The sequence below is a fragment of the Vibrio sp. RM-41-2B genome (assembly GCF_024744415.1).
GTDB lineage: Bacteria > Pseudomonadota > Gammaproteobacteria > Enterobacterales > Vibrionaceae > Vibrio > Vibrio diabolicus.
Genome location: NZ_JAMQWD010000015.1, coordinates 351967 through 371567 on the forward strand (window position 1 = coordinate 351967; position 19601 = coordinate 371567).

The 19601-nt window shown below is 44.2% G+C and carries 11 protein-coding genes; 2 read left to right on the forward strand and 9 right to left on the reverse strand.

Annotated elements, in window-relative coordinates; translation table 11 throughout:
- Window positions 1-52: 52 nt before the first annotated feature.
- The 6 genes from NB463_RS11755 to NB463_RS11780 all read right to left on the reverse strand — a co-directional run bounded on the left by NB463_RS11755 (window position 53) and on the right by NB463_RS11780 (window position 6531).
- Window positions 53-997 (reverse strand): hypothetical protein, encoded by a 945-nt coding sequence (locus NB463_RS11755; protein WP_065645835.1) that lies wholly within the window; start codon window positions 995-997, stop codon window positions 53-55.
- Window positions 990-1982: a DUF2169 family type VI secretion system accessory protein gene (locus tag NB463_RS11760; RefSeq protein WP_065645834.1), complete on the reverse strand. Its 993-nt coding sequence runs from the start codon at window positions 1980-1982 to the stop codon at window positions 990-992. Before NB463_RS11760 ends, NB463_RS11755 begins: the two co-directional genes overlap by 8 nt.
- Entirely contained in the window at window positions 1963-3282 is a 1320-nt protein-coding gene (locus tag NB463_RS11765; protein ID WP_258432235.1) for a hypothetical protein, read from the reverse strand. The genes NB463_RS11760 and NB463_RS11765 overlap by 20 nt, the downstream gene beginning before the upstream one ends.
- 94 nt (window positions 3283-3376) lie before the next feature.
- Window positions 3377-3859 (reverse strand): hypothetical protein, encoded by a 483-nt coding sequence (locus NB463_RS11770; RefSeq protein WP_064376245.1) that lies wholly within the window; start codon window positions 3857-3859, stop codon window positions 3377-3379.
- Window positions 3860-3861: 2 nt separating this feature from the next.
- Entirely contained in the window at window positions 3862-5940 is a 2079-nt protein-coding gene (gene tssI / locus NB463_RS11775; RefSeq protein ID WP_258432234.1) for a type VI secretion system Vgr family protein, read from the reverse strand.
- A gap of 72 nt (window positions 5941-6012) precedes the next feature.
- A complete protein-coding gene (locus tag NB463_RS11780) occupies window positions 6013-6531 on the reverse strand; it encodes an Hcp family type VI secretion system effector (protein ID WP_005373415.1) in 519 nt (172 codons plus the stop codon).
- A gap of 456 nt (window positions 6532-6987) precedes the next feature.
- On the opposite strand from NB463_RS11780, the gene tssH reads away from it, so the two are divergent.
- The gene (gene tssH / locus NB463_RS11785) at window positions 6988-9666 is read left to right on the forward strand and encodes a type VI secretion system ATPase TssH (protein ID WP_258432236.1); all 2679 of its coding nucleotides are present in this window, start codon (window positions 6988-6990) and stop codon (window positions 9664-9666) included.
- Window positions 9653-11284 (forward strand): sigma-54-dependent Fis family transcriptional regulator, encoded by a 1632-nt coding sequence (locus tag NB463_RS11790; RefSeq protein ID WP_258432232.1) that lies wholly within the window; start codon window positions 9653-9655, stop codon window positions 11282-11284. The genes tssH and NB463_RS11790 overlap by 14 nt, the downstream gene beginning before the upstream one ends.
- Before the next feature lie 83 nt (window positions 11285-11367).
- On the opposite strand, the gene NB463_RS11795 is transcribed toward NB463_RS11790, so the two are convergent.
- The 3 genes from NB463_RS11795 to NB463_RS11805 all read right to left on the reverse strand — a co-directional run bounded on the left by NB463_RS11795 (window position 11368) and on the right by NB463_RS11805 (window position 19061).
- A complete protein-coding gene (locus tag NB463_RS11795) occupies window positions 11368-16113 on the reverse strand; it encodes an OmpA family protein (protein WP_053807885.1) in 4746 nt (1581 codons plus the stop codon).
- A complete protein-coding gene (locus NB463_RS11800) occupies window positions 16110-17237 on the reverse strand; it encodes a hypothetical protein (RefSeq protein WP_053807886.1) in 1128 nt (375 codons plus the stop codon). The genes NB463_RS11795 and NB463_RS11800 overlap by 4 nt, the downstream gene beginning before the upstream one ends.
- Before the next feature lie 72 nt (window positions 17238-17309).
- Window positions 17310-19061, reverse strand: a complete 1752-nt coding sequence (locus NB463_RS11805; RefSeq protein ID WP_258432230.1) for a hypothetical protein — start codon at window positions 19059-19061, stop codon at window positions 17310-17312.
- Between the last annotated feature and the right edge of the window lie 540 nt (window positions 19062-19601).

Consider the following 19601-nt stretch of genomic DNA (forward strand, 5'->3'; position numbering starts at 1 on the left):
AAACCTAATAATATGAGTGTATTTTCATTGCCATTTGATCGATGAGTGCCTACTAACATTGCAGCAACTGGAGAATCCCCTTGTCACCATGAAAGTCAAACATTAACAACGTGGTTGGTTGTCTAAAATGGCGATCTCTGACCGCAAAGGCGATTAAGGCTAGAGAAGAGCAACTGCCCAACGTGCCCCACAATTCGTTAATAAGCTGCGGTTGTTCTGGATTCGTGAACCGTTCTGCTTTAGCCCCCAGAGCAAAGCCGTAATCTTCCGTGTGCATGCGAAGGTTCGTCATATCGGAATACACTTCACCAAATAAATCGAGCTTTTTACTCGCACGTTGAACAAGTCGAAACATACCTCTTCGGTCTGAAGTATTTAATTCCGTATCAATATAGCCAAGTTGCGCTTGAGGCTTAAGTTTCAATGTCTCTATGGTATTTCTACGGCAAAGAATTAAACCTGCCCCACCCTCGCTCGGAATAACGCCCCATGGATTATTCGTACTCATTACCATCGCATCGTCGATGAGTGTTTGCATCGAATTCACCAAGGAATCGACACTGATACACATCATGGCATCGTATTTATCCAATGATTTCATGGCCTGGAGAACGAAACTAGGCCCACTGGCATGAACGGCATTCACCACAGAGACAAATTCAGCATAGTTACTTTCACCAAGCCATTCTTGCACCTTTACTAGTGAAATAGACGCAGGCACCGCTATAAGTAACGGAATCGGCTTTAAAGAACGCGGCAATTGTTCCAACAATGAATCAAGCAAGTGGGTTATTAACTCACACGTTTTCTCAAACTGCTCAATTTCTTTGGTGTATTCGATTTTTGCGTAAGTAAAACGCTCGATACCATCATCCCCTACACATTGGTCGAATCTTCCTAAATCAGCATACGAAACTGCACTGGCAATATCTAAATTCATACCGGTTGGCGTCATCACTTCCATACCTAGCACGTAACGGCCTGTTGAATTATGCATGCTCACTTACCTCTTCCAACTTAGTGATCGATGTCGACACCAACAAATGCTCTTTACCCTGACAAGGAAACGCAGCGGTGTAACTGATTGATATGGTTTTCTTTTCAGCTTCCACGAATAAGGTGTACATCGCCATATCGGCTTGGTAGCTGTTGTCTTTGAACGTCGCGATTGCGCGATATTTCTCTTTAGGAATTCGGAATGAAAGCGTGTCATCATGGCAGAAGCCACTCATCATCAAACGCTCACCACCATGAAGAAAGCCTTTGCACTGTTGATCAATAGGCGCGCTTTGGAAGAAACGCTTATCAAAATCGAGTGGCAACATTGGCTTGCGATTCTCAATCCAATCGTCATCGAACGTGCCGGCCAGCTTCTGGCGCGCCTCAAAGAACGGAGGCACGGGCCCGAACCCCGCAACGCGTAGTTTTTTCGCGGCGGCACTCCAGTCCTCTCGGGGATAAAAAACCGAGGGTACTTTCTGTTCAAGCAATTCTTTGTTGGAATCGGCAACCCCACCACCTATTCTGTTACGTAAATCACCGCCTACCGCGCAAGTGTAATCAATGTCTTTTTCAATAAATGGGATTGGATTACTCAGCGTGATACTGCCAGCATGCTCAACCCATACGCGTTCCCCGTGAATAGCGAGAGTCTTATCGATATGACCATCAATCAACACGCGACACTCTTGGTATGTCACTGGCTTTTTCGCGTAGCTGCGTGCTTTGCCGTAAACAAGTACATCTGTGTTGTCTTTGGTATACGCGAAATCGTGGTCAACTTTCATCGCAGAGAAGCCTTCTTCGCCCAAATATTGAGGATCATCGAAGATTTCACTTTCACCTAATTCGTGCCAAACCACACCATCGAATTGCCATGTGCGTTTGGCGACCACAACCCAGACTTCATAGCCGTTTTCGTCACGTTGAAAACGACCTTTAAGTGATAGCTCAGGGTGCGCCTCAATATCCCATAACTGCATTGCTATTCCTTAAGTTGAATCGTTCGCTCGCAGAAGGTGCGGCCTTTAAATTGTTGAAGTTCCAGTCTTGTTGATGAATCGGCATTGCCATATCCCAAGGCACGTAGGCTCTGGATTGAATACAGATTTGGCGCCATAGCCAATCGCGGAACAGCATATCAACGTTCGCATCTTGCATCGCCGCTAACGTAGACTCAAAACTCAATGCGTAACCCAAGCGGCTTGGTAGATTTTGGATATATTTTTCATCTTCCACCCACTCATTGAGTAGATCGACGATCTCTTCCCATTCATATTCGACACCAACATCTTGCGGAGTCAGAGGAAGAAGCTTTCCGTAGACGACATACAAAGCTTGAAGCCAAATTTCACCTTCAGCTTCCTCCAGACTTTCCAAGTGCTCGATGATTTGGGGCACCAACTTCCAATCACCACTCAGCGCAAAATCAACAGGTGCTAATGAAGAAGAGAGATCAAACGCCTCAAACTCTTTTAACTCAAGCAACTTGGCATAAGAGAGCACTTGCGCTGATGGTAATCCATTTGGTTCGATGCCAAAGCTCTGACGGAACCAAGTGCCTCTGTCACGTTTGGTAATCAAGCGTTCAAATAGATATTGTTCGCTGCCTGCATTGTCATTAAGCCAATCAATCCCCTCTTTCACGTCTTGTAAAGCGAGTAGTGGCAAAGCAACATGAGAGCTAATGATGCTGGCTTTGTTCCAGCGCTTGATGAGAGAGACGCTTAGTGTTTGACGTACACGTAAGCATTCAAAGTAAAACGCACTGGATGTCGCATTACCCTCAATAAGCTCCGAAAGCGTGCTATCCATAGATTCAACCGGAGATTGCACGGCAACGACCATTGCAGTTTTAGCGTCAATATCTTCGAGCAAACTCAGTCCACACAAAAGGTTATCAAGATCTGAACCTAGCTCTCCTTGTAACATGAGCCAGATATAGATTTCTGGCTCTTTGCTTCTTAATTGATGGAGTAAGCCCGGCGCTAATCGATAAAACGACAAGTACACCTGCTCCAGTTCTTCAATTTGGCGTTCGATCAGCTTGAGATACGCCAACTCACGACTTGGATAACCCCTTTTGTGAATTTGAACTCGCTGCCTGATTAAAAACCCGATACTTTCAGAAGCAATGGACAGCTTTTCATTACAGAAATCCAGCCATGTTACTGGCAACTGGGAAAGGTCGTTCACAGCGCGCTCAGCTTTTGCTAACGCGCCTTCGACTTCTTGATTGGTTATGGGTGCCTTTAGGTGCTCGACACCGATTCTTTGTCGCATCTAGTTATCCGTTATTAGCGTGCCATAACGCGATTGCAATTAGTTAATACAAAGTAATTAGCTAACTCGACGTAAATTAGCTAATGCTAGGTAATTAGTTAATTGCGATCGTTCCGCCTTGAATTTTTTGTGCTTTTTCTGCTTGAGAGGTGACGTACTTCGCTTTAGTGGTAATTCGTCCATCGCGCCCGCTATAGCGAGTTTCTGTCTCACCACTTTTGACTACCAACTCTTGTTCTGTCTCGATAACCATCTTCTTCGCTCGCAATACAAACTCGTCAGAGTCATCCAGAATGGAGAAGAAAATGTCCGTCACAAGAGGCAAGCTTAAGTCGTCGTTCAAAAACTCAACTCGACAACTTAATCGATTATCGATAGCCATTTGCAGTTCAGAACGACGAAAGCCACGTCCCAGTCTCGCAGTGAGTGGCTGCTTAAATGGGTTACCATCAAAATCAACTCGCACACTGCCCGTAGACTCATTGATAGCCACTATTATTCCAAAACGCGAAAAGCAAGCCGTTGATTCGGCTTGCTGCTCTGATATTACTTCTGTTGTAAGAGGTTGTTTTTCCATTGTTAGTTAACCACTACGTTGCCACCTTTCACGACGACTTTGTCACTGCCTTCGATCGTAATAGCCGAGCCTGATAACTTTATTGAACCATCACTGTTCATCACTAAAGAGGAACCACCCGTTTTCAATACAATCTTGTCGCCACTGATAATTTGCGTTGCACCATCGGCTTTATAAGCGGTGTTACCTTTCACTGATACCGTTAAGTTGCCACCAACCGTCTGGTTATCATCCGCACCAATGTCTGAACTCTTAGACGCACCGATAGTAAGGTTACTGTTTTCACCAATATCTAAGTCATCATTTTTACCGATCTTAGTCGTACGGTTATCACCAATTTCTAAGTCAGAATTGTTTTTCACATACTGGGCTTCGTTCGCGTTGTATGTGACGGTAACGTCTTGCTCGACTGTCTCGGTAAACGTACTGTTTACTTGTGTCGTTTTATGCCCATGAATGGTTTCTTTATGGTCACCATGAACTTCATTCGTTTGGTGACGTGCAACCTTCAAGAATTCATCTTGACCGATATCACGGTAACGGTTGTTGAGCACCTTGGTCGACATGTCTTTTTGAGCGTGGATATAGACTTCTTCTTGGTTCGCTTCGTCTTCAAAACTCAACTCGTTGTAACCTGTTCCTTTGTGCGTTTGCGTGCGGAACGTGGTGCGAGTTTTGTTTTCAGGTAAAGAGTACGGAGGAAAATGTAAACCGTTGTAAACTGCGCCCGTAACTAACGGACGATCTGGATCCCCCTCAAGGAAAGTCACTACGACTTCATGGCCAATACGCGGCAAGTACACTGCGCCCCAAGTTGGCGCCGCCATTGATTGGCTTACGCGGATCCAGCAACTTGAGTGTTCATCGTTATCGCCATAGCGATCCCAATGGAACTGTACTTTCACTCGACCAAGTTTGTCGGTGTAAATCTCTTCACCTTCTGGTCCTACAACAACCGCTGTTTGCGGGCCATCCACTACTGGTGCCGCTAGTTTAGGCGCTTTAAATACCACATCACGTGGAATACATGAGAACTGGTTGTAGTAAGTGGTTGGCATACCACTCGCTTCATCTTCATGCACTTGCGGATCTTGCCCTGTGTGCATTACAGACAACATAAGGTAATCGCGGTTGATCTCAGAGCGCGGATGGTCACTGACGTTAAAGCTGTAACCAGATGCTAAGCGCATTACGTCACTGGTTGCTTCCACTTGTTGATTATCGACAATGTGCTCAGACATCCATTCCGTGGTTCTCACCTGGCCCATCAGCGGGTCAACGTATCGTCCAGGATAATCAAACTGCTTGAGATCTTGGTCGAGCTCGCCAGCCTGTGTCATCTCTTGTGGAATTTTAGGGTGTTCGTAGTTGTAATCTGTGTACGTAACCTGTCCCGTTCTAACGCGGTTAACTAACTCGAGATCAGAGATATGTTCGCGATCGGCAACACCGCCACCATCGGCATGATAAACAATCGGCCCAATGTATGAAGCATTTAGTGGCGAGCTTATCAAAGACGCAATCGCGTCATTACTGTCGACAATGACCATCGTATGATTTGAATCGCTATGGTCAAAGTAATACCACATACCGTGTTCAGCCATCATGCGCTGTACGAAGTGCAAGTCAGACTCACGGTATTGCAGAACGTATTCTTTTGGAGGATAAGTACCCGACACTTCAAATCGGTAATCGGTGACTGCCCCATCATCGAGTACTTCTGTGATGATGTCTTGCGCTGACTTTTGCTGGAAAATACGACAATCTTGGCGCTGAGATAAGAACCAAGCTTGAGGAACCAAAACCAATTGATAACGCGAAAAACGACGTCCAGTCCCTAAGTAACGAACTTCATTCACCACGCCGTTGAACACACGCGCAGCCCCAACACCTTGTCCGTAAAGTGTCAATGTTCCAGCTTTACGTATTAACTCATCGAACGAGATATCTGGATCAAGTGAAAGTAATGAGAGATTGATGTGGAAAGGCTTAGATAACTCTTCATGAACATGAAAGCTCTCAACCCGAAATTCATGCCCACACCCAGGCACTTCAAATTTAAATTCTACGTCATTCACCATATCTTTTACCTGATACAAATAATCGAATTAGGGCCAACAATCGTTGGCCCTGAATCTTTACGCGACGAGCAATTAAGCTTCGCGTGGAGCACGCCAGTCGTCGTTACCCGCAGTACCACAGTTTTCGTGAGTTACTTCGATCGCACGGTAAGTGAACTTAAGCACTTCTTCTGTCACGCGGTCAGCTGTTGCTGCGTCTTGACAGTGGTTCATACGAGTTTGGATATCGACAAGTAGCGCATCAATCAATTTGATTGAGTAGTAGTGCTCTTGTTTACCTTGAACTGAAGTACGGTAGAAGCGGATCACACACTCAGGAAGTTTTTCGCCAGATACTAGTGCGTTGAATAGTAGTGGAGATGAGCGATCTTGCACTTTAGTTACAACAAGTGGACGGTGTACACGTTGACCAGTTGGCTGACCACTTTGTGGATCACGTGGAACAGTTAGCACGTGATCAAGTTCTTGTACTAGGAACTCATCAACGTGAGCTTCTTGCCATGTGTTACCTACTGAATCTGCAGAGTAAGTATCTTTAGTAATATGGCCTTGAGTCTCACCTTGGATAGACATATATGCTGGAGTTGGCATCGCTATTTCCTTTTCTAAAATCTGTTTTGTTTAAATCACCAAATCGCTTATCACCGCGACTACTTGGTACAATCAAAGTCCGTGCCAACTTTAAAAATCAAACAAAAACAACAACTTATACAGCCTTGGACATTATTCGATAATATCTTGAGTACAATTTATTGGATAAAAAACCAAAAAGTTGGATTAAGATAATAATAAATTGTTCTAATTTTAAAAAGTGAAAATAACCATATAAAACTGTGTAAATAAAGTCATTAAAACTAATAAATCCGACACTTTTACTATCAATTAATTTAGAATAACAACGCCATTAAAATAACCACAAACATTAATGTCACAATAATCATTAAAAATAACCAACAAACGATAGTCAAAATATCTTGATAAAAAAAGAACGCAATCACTTTTAGTATAATAGCCGCTACCTCTTTTCCTCTAAAGAATAAAATGGCTATGATAAATATAAACCTTTCTTCATTAATTCAGCGTCTACACCCGATTGCAAAAGTGGCATTAGAAGACGCCGCTGCACTTGCAGTCTCTGAAAAAGCAAACGAAGTTCAAATTGAGCATTATTTACTGAGTCTATTAGAAAGGCCAAATAGTGATTTTGACGTCTTATTAAGTCATTTTGATTGTTCTGAGAACTTATTGAGACAATCGGTTCGATCCACACTCGACACCAACGCCAAAGGAAATGGCAGCAAACCTGTTTTTTCTGCTTTATTAATCGAATGGTTACAAGAAAGTTGGCTGGTTTCTTCTTTAGATCTATCCGAAACACAAATCCGCTCTGGCGCCCTACTCCTTACTCTTGTTAGCAATCCTCTACGTTACGGCCAACACGGTTACGCCTCTATCCTTGAAGCCGTAAACCCTGACAGCCTTAAGCGTAATTTTGCAGAGCTAACAAGCCACTCTATTGAGGCGCAAGTCGCGACTTCCGAGAAAACGCAAGCTCGTGAAGATGGTTCAGCGCTGAGCAAGTTCACGACCGACTTTACGGGTAAAGCACGCAAAGGCGAAATCGATCCTGTCTTCTGCCGTGACCAAGAAATCCGCCAAATCGTAGACATTCTTGCTCGTCGACGTAAAAACAACCCTATTGCTGTTGGTGAGCCCGGCGTTGGTAAAACCGCAGTAGTAGAAGGCTTGGCCCTTAAGATTGTACAAGGTGACGTACCAGACAACCTCAAAGGTGTTGAGCTTTACGGCCTAGACATGGGTCTTCTACAAGCTGGTGCAAGCGTAAAAGGTGAATTCGAAAAACGCCTAAACGCGGTATTGGATGAAGTGAAAAACTCGCCAACCCCTATCATTCTTTTCATCGATGAAGCACACACCCTTGTTGGTGGTGGTAACCAAGCGGGCGGCAGCGACGCTGCAAACTTGTTAAAACCTGCCCTAGCACGTGGTGAAGTGAAAACCATCGCAGCGACAACCTGGTCGGAATACAAGAAGTACTTCGAAAAAGATCCTGCCCTCGCGCGTCGTTTCCAATTGGTAAAACTCGACGAACCGTCTCCTGAACAAGCAGCATTGATCATTCGTGGTCTTCGCCCTGCATACGAGAAGTCACACAATGTTTACGTGCGTGATGACGCCATCACTGCTGCGGCAGCACTTTCTGCGCGTTATATCTCTGGCCGTCAACTGCCAGACAAAGCGATTGATGTGCTAGATACGGCGTGTGCACGTGTGAACATCAGCCTGAATGCTATTCCTGCTTCTGTTGAGACCCTTCAGCAAGAGCTTGCAGCTCAACAGCGCGAGCTTGAAGCACTTGAGCGTGATGCTCTGCAGCAAACTGGCGACAAGCACAGCCTTGCTAATATTCCAGACCTAAAACTGGCAATGGAAACAACGAAAGAAGAGCTGGCAGAGCAAGAAGCCCAATGGCATAAAGAAAAAGAGCAGATCCAAGAGATGATTGCTCTACGCTCTCGCTTGCATGAACTGGTCTTTGGCGAAACAAATGAAGAAGAGCTTGTTGCAGACGAAGATTCAGAACAAGAGCAAGACGTTTCTCCATATGCAGAAATGGATGAAGAAGCAGTTCGCATTGCAATTTCAGCCTGCCAAGAACAGCTAGACGCAATCCGCAATGGCAACCCACTGGTTCACTTTGAAGTGGGTCCAGATGAAGTTAGCCACGTGATCTCGGACTGGACTGGTATTCCAATGGGTAAGATGCTTCAAGACGAAGCAGAAACCACGCTAAAACTGAAAGAAAGCCTAACACAGAGCATCAAAGGCCAAGAATACGCTATCGATGCACTGTCTGAAGGCATTCAAACCGCAAAAGCAGGCCTAGGCAACCCAGACGCACCGACAGGCGTATTCCTACTGGTTGGCCCAAGTGGTGTGGGTAAAACCGAAACTGCTCGTGCGATCGCTGATCAAATGTTTGGTGGTGAGCGCTTTATGACGACCATCAACATGTCTGAGTTCCAAGAGAAGCACACGGTATCTCGCCTAATCGGTTCGCCTCCGGGTTACGTAGGTTACGGTGAAGGCGGCATGCTGACAGAAGCGGTACGTCAGCGTCCATATTCTGTTGTCCTGCTTGATGAAGTAGAAAAAGCCGATCCAGAAGTGTTGAACCTGTTCTACCAAGTGTTCGACAAAGGTACGCTGAACGACGGCGAAGGTCGCACCATCGACTTCAAGAACACGCTGATCATCATGACCAGTAACCTTGCGACGCATGAGATTGAATCTTTAGTTCATCAATCCAAAGACATCGATGCAAACATCATCGCAGAAGCTATCCGCCCTACTTTGAACCAACACTTCAAACCGGCGCTGTTGGCGCGTATGTCTGTGCTTCCGTTTGTTCCGCTATCTGATGAAGCAATGACAGAAATTATTCACCACAAGTTGAACAAAGTCTCTCAGCGTCTACAGAGCCATCACAAGTTATCTCTGAGCTACGAAGAAAGCTTGGTCGAGTTCGTACTAGGTAACTGTCGCCTTGCTGAAACGGGCGCGCGTAACATCGACGCAGTTATCAACCGTCAGTTACTGCCTCAGCTATCGACACAGCTATTGGTGCATGACAAGGATGATTCACATACGCAAATCGAAGTGTCTGTCGATGAGCAAGGAACACTAACCTATGCGTTCAGCTAACCATAGCGAACTTAGCAACGCCCTACTTGCGATCAGCCAGTCTTTGGCTGATCGCAGCCAGCTTACCCAAACGTTGGATGCTGTGTTGACCGCGGCGAGGCAAATGACCCTCGCAAAGCACGGCATCATTTATGTTTTGGACCAGACTGGTCAGGCGTTGATTCCAAGTACCGCTCACCATAACGATAAAACGATTGTTTCCCACCCTTGGGAAGCATTGCAGATCGATTCCGCCAGTGAGAACGACCCATTTAACTTTGCCATTCGCAATGGTGAAGTCGTGTTGATCAACGAGCTGTATAAGTACAACGGTTACGACTGCGACAGCATTTATCAAACTGAACAGACGCTTGGATTAAAAAGCGAGAACTTACTGGCTTGGCCTTTGATTGATAGCGAAAGTAAGACTATTGGACTCTTGGTCTTGCTCGATTTAAGTGTTATTGACAATGAGGCTGCATTGACTGAGTTTTGTCGCATGGCGGCGAGTAATATTCGCCAAGCCGTTTGGTTAGAACAATATGGGCAAGTGATTAAAAGCCTCAGTGCCGATAATCAAGCCCTCGTCCGCGAGAACACTCAGCTCAAAAAGCGCACCCAAAAAACCTATCAGGGCCCTATTGCCGAAAGTGAAGAAATGCTCAATGTCTTGAATCGTCTTGATAAGGTGCTATCTCTTCCTGTCGACGTTCTGTTGCGTGGTGAAACTGGGGCCGGTAAAGAGGTGATCGCGAAATACATTCACGAAAACTCTAACCGAGCAGAACAGCCTTTGATCGTTCAAAACTGTGCGGCTATTCCAGAGCAGTTATTGGAATCTGAGCTTTTTGGGCATAAGAAAGGTTCATTCACTGGCGCAGACAAAGACAAGGTTGGTTTGTTTGAAGCAGCCAACGGCGGCACGCTTTTCCTAGATGAGATTGGTGATATGCCAATGCTACTGCAGGCAAAATTGCTGCGTGTGCTGCAAGAACGTAAGGTTCGCCCTGTCGGTGCCAGTAAAGAGATTGAAGTCGACGTGCGCGTAATCGCCGCAACCCACTGTAATCTTATGCAGCAGATCAAAGATGGCGGGTTCCGTGCTGACTTGTTCTATCGCTTGAATGTATTCCCGATTACGCTGCCACCCTTGAGAGAACGTGAATCAGATATTATTCCTCTCGCAGAACATTTCGTGCAGCACACCACCAACACGCTAGGTTTACCGCAAGCACCTGGGTTAAGTGCCAACGTCCGTAAACAGCTCCTTGCCTATCAATACCCAGGTAACGTGCGTGAGCTTAAGAACATCATTGAGCGCTCGGTGCTACTGTCCGATTTTGAAACCATTACTCACATTGAGTTTGGCGAACAAATCCCAGAAGATGTGCCAAATATCGACATGAAAGCAGCCTCACCTACCCCAGACCAACCTGCTTACGAGCGTCAGGTACAAGCGGATTTAGAAGACGCTTCAAAGAGTCTTAAGGACGTTGTCAGCCAATACGAGCGTACAGTGATCATCGATTGCTTAAATGCGTGTAATTGGCACACCAAGAAGGCCGCTGAACAATTGGCACTTCCAATGAGCACTCTCAACCATAAGATGAAGAAATACGACATTTCTGCAGCTGGTTAAGCGAGAAGCGAGAAGCGAGAAAACTTTACTTCAGTTTCCGTTGGTAAGAGAAGAAAAACCGCCCGAAGGCGGTTTTTTTGCATCTAGGAAGGGTTATCAAGTGACTTTTCCAAGGGCTTGGGTGCTTGAGTTACCGCAGGTTGTTTCTCAATCCAATTTTTCAACCATTTCTTGCGTTGAGATTCATTGTACTGCTTCCAAGTTTCAGCCGCAGACTTGTCTACGCCTTCCTCTGTCGACTCTTTCTCAATTAGCCAAGGCATATCACTAAAGAAATTACCTGCCAAAGCACTATCCGCATTTAAAGAAGGAATAGAAATTACAGCATCACGACCAATATCATAGTCATCAACTCCATTTAATCCGACTTGTTTTAGATGAGCAACCGAAAGCTCCAAGTTCGCTTTACCACCAATTACACCACCAAACGGTCTTAGGCCTTTTAACCTAACTCCCGTTGGTGCAACATATTCCAAGTTAAACCTCATGCAGTACATCGTATAGCTTTTGCTCTTAGATAGCTCATTCTCTTTAGTGAGGCTGCTTACTGCTTCACCTATAAACTCACTCATGGCATCAACTTGTTCTCGATGGTTTTCTGAAATAGATTCAGTAAACATCCACTCTTCGTTTTTATGAACAAACTCACCAATATGATACATATCGGTGAAGTAAAGAGGACCTTTAACTGGCTTACCATCATTTCCGTCGAGCGCCAGTTGAATACACATATTCACTGCTTCCCACGACATACCCAAACGTTCATAAAGTGCTTTTTCATGACTTTCACCCAAAATCAGTACATAAATACTGGCAGGATCGTCTTTCTTTTTGTTTCCCCATGAGAAACCATCACGCCAGATATTATCAGCCGATTGGTACCATTTTCTTTCACTGAAAAAGTTCAAACCAGACGCTTTGGTGTCTATAGCCACCACTTGCTGTTTAATGCCATGAAGTATAGGGATGGTATTTTTGTCTCCCTCACTTGCCATTAAGGTAAAACTCTCTACCATAAGGTCCTGTTCACGTAGACGCAGTTGCTGCTCTCCCAAATAGGTATCAAGCAAAACCAGTCTAGTTTCTGTACTTAAAGCGCCAATTTGCAACTCATCTTCGGCATCATCAAACTTCTGCCCCAGACTGTACTCTTGTGGTAAGTAAAAACTATGTTGCCCTTGATTCGTTCTAATTCCCAAGCAGTAACGCATATTTTGGAAGCCTCCGCCTTTTACATAGCGCTTAAAGGAATCCGCTTCTGCAAAATAGTCGCTTGGCTGACCCGATATCGCTGCTCCGGAAACTGCCATACTGAACATTGCATCAGAGAATATTAGCTTTGCTTTAGAGGTCATTGGTTTCATACCGTCGATCATCACATCACCGAAGCGGAATGAGGGAATATGCTCAATAGCAATCAACGTAGCGCCGTCATCAATCCCCTGTTGCTTGTAAAAAGCACTTATTCGCCCATCAGGATCAGCTTTGAAGTCACTAACCTTCATTGGCAACATCCAGTCACTGAAAGCTGGGCCTTTAATATTTTCGAGCCCGTCGACGCGATCGTAGCCAATAGTAACTGGTTTCGCATACTTGTTTTCTTTTTTAAGTACCAACTGCACTTTCACTTTATCGTATGGACCTAGACGACTGTTGCTAGATTGCTGAATCCAACTATCGTATGACATCCATTCCGGTTCATCACTTTCAGCATAGCGAGCTGACTGAACTAGTATTCGACAATAGCCGATTTCATCTTTCTTTAACTCACTTCCCTGCGGGTTAAATGACTCGGTAAAGTTATCAAACATCGTTTCATTTGGATGTTCAAACAACATAGTTTGTATCGGGAAGATTTGATTAAATGCACCTGCCGCTTTAAGGCTATCTCTGTTTTCGGTTATAGAGAGATGAGAAACTTTGCTATTAGTTGTTATTGGAGCAGGCCAATGCTGTGCGCCTTGTGGCATATTTGTCGATAACTCGATGTAGTACTCGTTATCACAACGGTTCTTCCAGTTAGCCGCTAAGGTGTTTCCTTTGATCGTATGTACAGACCAATCATCGCTCAAAATGTAATTCTCAATGTATTCCTTCACCTTGTAACGCTCAACCAAAAACCTAAACGAGATATTGGAATTCCGTTTGGTTTGAGATCCTAGGTCAGCAAGTAATAACACTAAGCCATTAATAGCAAGCGCTCGTAGTTGGTAGCGTTTTAACACCTCCTTACGAACGTCTTCGCTCTCAAGGTGAGTAATGAGTTCCTGATAAGACCTACATTCAATACCTACATCTACCTTACTGCGTCGCAAATCGTTAAGTAACTCGATATGTATTTTTGCTAGCCTTTCAAGCTCACTGACAACCTCATGGCTTTGCTTTAACTCTTCTAGGAAGGAGTCCAACATTAAACTATCAATCACTTTCACCGCAGATATTGCTGTCTTTGACCCCTCTATGGCAAGCATAAACCCTCTTGCCGCAGGAGCTATAGCAGGAATATAGGAAGCGACGTCAACGACACTGTCAAAAATCGCCATTCGCAGTGCGACTTCTGCTTTATCTTGCGCAACCATCTCAGCTTCTAGAGCAAGCCTAGAGCGTTCCATTGCATGCGAGCCATAGCGACTGGGATGAAAGAATATGTTCAGGGATTGCAGGTAAATACGGATTACAACCCGACGGTTTTGTCTTAGATTAGGGTTCTTGCGGTCGACTTTTTCACCTTGTTTGGGAACATAGACAGGTTTACTTTCACCAAAAGCGGCTACTGAAACACGACCTTCAAAAACAGGGAACTCCTTCATGAGCAGTTTTTTCGCATATTCTGCGCGCTCTGCCGAGACCTGCATATTTGCTTTCTCGGTACCGACTTGGCAAGCATGCCCTTCTATCTCTACTCTAAGGTTTGGCTCATTCTCTAAAACGTTGGCAAGAGAAGCAGCAAGCTGTTTAAATATAGATGCATGATCCTTTAACTCTTTTTCACGCGAGTTAAAGGCAAATTCTATTTTTATTCCTGCGCCTCTAGAGCTATTTACGAGAATGGCGTCAATCTGATTGCCAGATTGATCACGCGCATCTTTTAAAGCCTGTTCTAGTTTTTCTTCCTGGATATGGTTAGCTGTCTTCCAAACTGGAATTTGAGCAAGGTAGTCTTTTGTAACTTCTTCTGTTCCTTGCTCTGCTTTATCAACCTTTTTATTTTGATTAACCAGCTGTTTAGCTTTTTTATACAAACTAAGTGCTGTCAATCCTGTTCCGAAGCCATTAAAACCAACGGTTTTACCACCAGAAAGCCAAGCTTCCGCAACTCGCCCGGCAACCACACGTCGGTTACCCAGACGTGATTCTAAAGAAAGTGCTAGTGCGCTTGCCCGAGCTTCATTGGTGTTAAAAACCTTATCGTGAAATAGCGCCTTCCAACCAATACCCGCGATAGCTGGATTGTGGAGTTCCTGCAATTTATCAAGCGCTTCTTTCGTACTGTAAATACCGTAATACAATTCGCCCGCCGCTTTCATCGCAGGCGGCATCTCGGACTTAACAGCATCCCAATACAGTTTCGAAACGTTATTAAACACCGCTTGGCGGCCATCACGGTCTAAAGTGTCTTGCAAGCTACCGCTCAGCAGCCCTGCTCCTAGCTGAGCAGACACATCTCGGATATTCTTGAGTAACGCAATACTTCTTGAAGCTGGCGTATTGGCAGTTGCACCTTGTACATTACCGTGAAGGTAATGTTTCATATTTCCAAAGTACTGAGGGTATTGATAAATCAAGGATTCCTCAAGGGAGATCATATCGCCACTGACAATAGCAAATTTCCCTAACGGAGTGCTTGAAGAAAAGGTAATCTGTTCACGTAGCTCGTAAGTGTAGACTGTATCTAAGCCTTCAGAAAATTGCTGAATATGAGCGTCTTTAATGAACTGTGGAACGCCATTTTTCATCTGGCTTGGAATAAATTCAACACGGATACTGTATAAGCCTTCTTTAAAATCAGCAGGATCAACGTGAAACATCGCGCATGGGTATTGCTTAGCATTTTCTTCTGAATGCTCATCTTCAGGTAATGCTGCTTGTACTGAAGAACCTATTGTTTTGTATTCCCCACCTTCTTTGGTTGAGTCAAATTTTTGCAAAGTAACCGTCGCACTTTCATAACCTTGATCAGAAAAAACTACAGCGCAACTCGCCACAACAGGTAAAACGAAGCCTTTTAGTGTCTCTCCCGATTCACTTACATCTTCATACCACTTGTTATATTCTGCCTGTTCTTCGCTGAGCCCCCCGTTCGCAGCTGGTTCGTAAGGCTTAGCCAATTGTTCAATGCTGATCTCTGTCAAGGTCAGTTTTGCTTCGCTGTTTTCCAACTGGCTACTCAACTCTGCAACTTTTGTAGCTAACTCTTTGGGGTTTAACTCAGAAAGTGAAGCTATTAAAGGCAAGGGCGGAAAGCGGAAAGTGAAAGTCTGCTCACCCTCTTTGGGTAGATCCCTACCTAAAGCATGAATTGTGTGCTCTGGTGTCAGAACCTCAAAAGCCCCATATTGATCGGGCTTTCCGTTACCCAGTGAACATAACTTAAATTTATGGTCGGTAGCCCAAAGCTTAGGGCTATCGCTATCGGTTACGTTAAGCATCGGCACTTTCGCTAAAGGGCGAATATTAGCGATTTGTTTTCTTACCAAGCTTTCCTCTGAATGCCAAGATGGGAATTCAGTTGTTTTAGTTTGAGAGTTAAATTCCCCCTCATAATAAACACCAAACAAATAGTAATTTGCACACAAAGGTATCGCGTTACTGGTATCATGAGTGCTCACAGTTCATCCCCTTTAACAAAATCACCATTGTTGGCAAAGGCGTTGTAAAGAGAAGAGTTACTGGCACTATGGCCTGTCCCTATTTGCTCCCATTTTAAATAAGAACCAAATTCTTTATTTTCTTTTAGTTTACTGAGGATGACCCGTGCAGCTCCATCCCGAGCATAATTCGCATCTTTACTCAAAATTTCAAAATAGCGCAGCTTACCTACCGCTCGCGGTACAATTTCTTCTTGTTGAAATGAACTCTGCTCGATATCAATTAGATAACGAAACTTCCTACTTTCACCCCAAGCGTACTTACCGTCTGGACTAATACTACGTTTGTTAAACTTATAATCACCCAGATTTTGTTCATCAGGATTAATTCCCGTGCTAAAGAGAAATTCGTCTTTTGCCTCATCATAAACTGCAACGCCAAAGTCGTTTAGTACGTATCTTTTTCCTTTTTGAATCACGGAATACTCATTAAACTCTGTGTCTACTTGCTGTTTTTCGCCTGTCGCTAAGGTGTACTTCCAGTCTTTAAACTTGTCTACGTAGTAAAGGTAGCTGCTGTCTTCTGCCCATAGAAACTCTGGGTAGCCACGTGAACGACCTAGTTCAATATACTCACCCGTCTTAAGATCTTTAATTACTTTAAACATCCCTTCTGAGGCCGAATAGGCCAAAGCCAAGTAGCGATTATTTGGAGAGACACGCATTAGACGAACTTTGCCAACAAACTCATCTGCGACCAGACGCAAGTCCGTCCCATCCGTTTTGATACTCCACACTTTATCCCTTTGATCATAGTGGTCTTTCGCTTCATTTCGGGCATTATCCCAACGGAACACTACACGTGGTAAATCATAAGAGCTTTCATTGGTGAGATCTTCACGTGGCCATTCTTTAGCTTTAAAAATAAAGTGTTTAGGTTTACCCGTCTCTTTGTCATAAATAACGTAATTGTTTTCTGTAATATAAACACGACCATCTTCCCACTGTTGAGCATTTTTTTCTGCGATTCGGTCTTGAACCGTCTGTGGTTTTGGCGCGTGTTGTTCTGGTTCCTTGGCCGATTCTTGATTACAGCCAGATAAGACCGCTAAAGTAATCAAGCATAATGTATGACGTAGATTCATCTTATATTCTCTTCGTTATCTTTCTCGATCGCGTTTAATAGTGTGACAACGCAACCCGAATAAGTTGTTTTGTTAACTTGGCTGATCTTTTTTCTTATAAGCCAGTAAATCCGCAATGGGTGTTTGAGCAAAAATGACCGTTTTATTATCTCTTCCGTGATGACTATTGCCCTGATAACCACGGAGAAGATCCACTTCTTTAACCTCTGCAGGCCAACCAGTAAAACGAATCAACCTAGAACCATTCTCTTTTTTTATACATTGGCGCAAGCACACTCGCTGCGACCAATCACCATCGCTTTGCCTTAACTCAAAGTAATCATCTGACTCGTCCAGCGTCGTATAGCCCGGATATTCGAAAACTATCTCGACAGATTTAAGTAAATACACGACCGCTACATTTTTATTTACCTGGCTTCGTAACATTGCGTATTTTTCAGGTTTTGAGGTCGCAGCACTTGGTAATACTGAGAGCAGACGAACAGAACCGTCTCCAATTTTAAAGCTTTTCTCACTGCTATAATGGTTAAGATCAGTGACTTTTATGGCCTTGGTTCCGGGATCACTTTCTAGTTCAGATAGTTCACTCTCGCTCAATCGTTTACTGTTATAAGCCAAATATACTTCTTGCGGCTCACCTTTAATCTTGTAAGGAAGCCATATATGCGGGAGAGGATAACCTTGCGCGCTCCGCTCCACTGGGCTAGAAGCATTAATAGGGCTCAAATTTGTTTCAATCTTTTCTTTGATTTGTGGCTCATAGCCGGTCATGACTATCTCAACTTTTTCCTCAACTAAGTTGAACACTCGAGCCTCTCCAGAGCCATTCAAAGAGCCTTCACTTACCACCTTGCCGTTCTGCACGATTTGGAAAGGCTCATAAGCGAAAACACCGCCTGTTTCAGGATTGGTCATATAGATATCGGCGTGCCTTTTGGGTCTAGAGCCTTCACGAACACTATTAATGTCCGTATCTGAAAAGTAACCATTTTCCGTAATTGCCACTTCGCGCCAAATTTTATTGTTCCAAACAACATACACGTAGCCTAATTTAAACACTTCTGCAGCGTCATCTGATTTATCGCTACCAGGGAAGTGCAGCGGAATCACAGGCACCAACACGTTATCCCACTCATCCATCTGAGTTTCTTTATCAACGGGTTGCACGTCTTCGGCGAGTTTAAGCAAAATTGGCTGAGGCTGGTCAGTGCAAGGGATTTTGATATAGAGCGTTTTGCCCTCAGCTTCGAGATCTTTAAATGTCGCGAGGCTGCGGTGTTTGTTTTCTGTATCAGCCTTGCCTACTGTGACTTTTTCTTTTTGAGCTTCGGTTTTTCCCAACATCAAACATGCCGCGTTGCTAGACCACTGCCCTGCAAACTCGACAACGATTTTTTGATCTGGACTTGGCTCAGAGGGGACATGCGTGTAACTACGAACTAAAGCAACATCTTCGGTAACCTGCTTGTATCCTGCTTTAAAAGCTTTGCTTTCATTCGAAGCAGATACAGAGTCAACGAGAGTTTTAAGTCTAGGGAAGCTTTGCAGCTGAGAGTCCGTCAATGGCGACCGACGAGCAACGGTAGATAATGACACCCAATTGCCTTTTCCCAATTCGATTCTTATAGCAGCTAGCAATGCGCTGGTCGTTTTTTTGGCAGAGATGGAAATCTTTTGCGCCAATTCTTTAGGGAGGTTTCTAAGGATGTCATCTGAATTTCGCAAACGCGAAAGCTGTCCTATACACTCGTCCGGTGTAAGAACATAAGATAGCTCGTTGGAGGATAGCTTCGAGCTAGGTATAAATTTGCAAACTAAATGCATTTGAATTCTCCACAACCAACATCGTAAATATGGCTGCGGTGACAATTAAGCTGATAAGGCTTACAAGTACGATTTGGTCTGCGTATCCTACTTACTTAGCCATTTATTTTCAACGAGATAGAAAAATCGCCCGAAATCAAAAACACCAAAAAAATGGTAATTTTTACTATCAAAACATGCGATTTGACCACTATAAAAGCCAGTAACATCACCCACTCTGTCAAAATGGTAAAATCTTACTATCTAAAAAAATTTAATTTATGGACTGAAGTTAACAAAAATCGTAATAACGTGAGCTTGAGGTAAGCGCTCGGAAAGTCAGAAGCTGATGAGATGCCCTCCTCAGCAACAAACAACAAATTGACTGTTACTGAGGAAGTTTAAATAAAAAGGTGAGCGCATTACGCACTCACAAAAGTAACTGCTCTGAAGCTTGCTAGGATTAAATTTGCTTCATCGCGAGTTAAAGAGGCGAGGTATTACCCATCGACCTCATGCAGAACACTATACTCAGAGTATAGAAACGAGCGTAAATATATA

Excerpts from the sequence above, each read along its gene's own strand:
- NB463_RS11805 (WP_258432230.1), bottom strand. The coding sequence starts at position 19,061 with ATGCATTTAGTTTGCAAATTTATACCTAGCTCGAAGCTATCCTCCAAC.
- NB463_RS11765 (WP_258432235.1), bottom strand. The coding sequence starts at position 3,282 with ATGCGACAAAGAATCGGTGTCGAGCACCTAAAGGCACCCATAACCAAT.
- NB463_RS11790 (WP_258432232.1), top strand. The coding sequence starts at position 9,653 with ATGCGTTCAGCTAACCATAGCGAACTTAGCAACGCCCTACTTGCGATC.
- NB463_RS11770 (WP_064376245.1), bottom strand. The coding sequence starts at position 3,859 with ATGGAAAAACAACCTCTTACAACAGAAGTAATATCAGAGCAGCAAGCC.
- tssH (WP_258432236.1), top strand. The coding sequence starts at position 6,988 with ATGATAAATATAAACCTTTCTTCATTAATTCAGCGTCTACACCCGATT.
- NB463_RS11800 (WP_053807886.1), bottom strand. The coding sequence starts at position 17,237 with ATGAATCTACGTCATACATTATGCTTGATTACTTTAGCGGTCTTATCT.
- NB463_RS11780 (WP_005373415.1), bottom strand. The coding sequence starts at position 6,531 with ATGCCAACTCCAGCATATATGTCTATCCAAGGTGAGACTCAAGGCCAT.
- NB463_RS11755 (WP_065645835.1), bottom strand. The coding sequence starts at position 997 with ATGCATAATTCAACAGGCCGTTACGTGCTAGGTATGGAAGTGATGACG.
- tssI (WP_258432234.1), bottom strand. The coding sequence starts at position 5,940 with ATGGTGAATGACGTAGAATTTAAATTTGAAGTGCCTGGGTGTGGGCAT.
- NB463_RS11760 (WP_065645834.1), bottom strand. The coding sequence starts at position 1,982 with ATGCAGTTATGGGATATTGAGGCGCACCCTGAGCTATCACTTAAAGGT.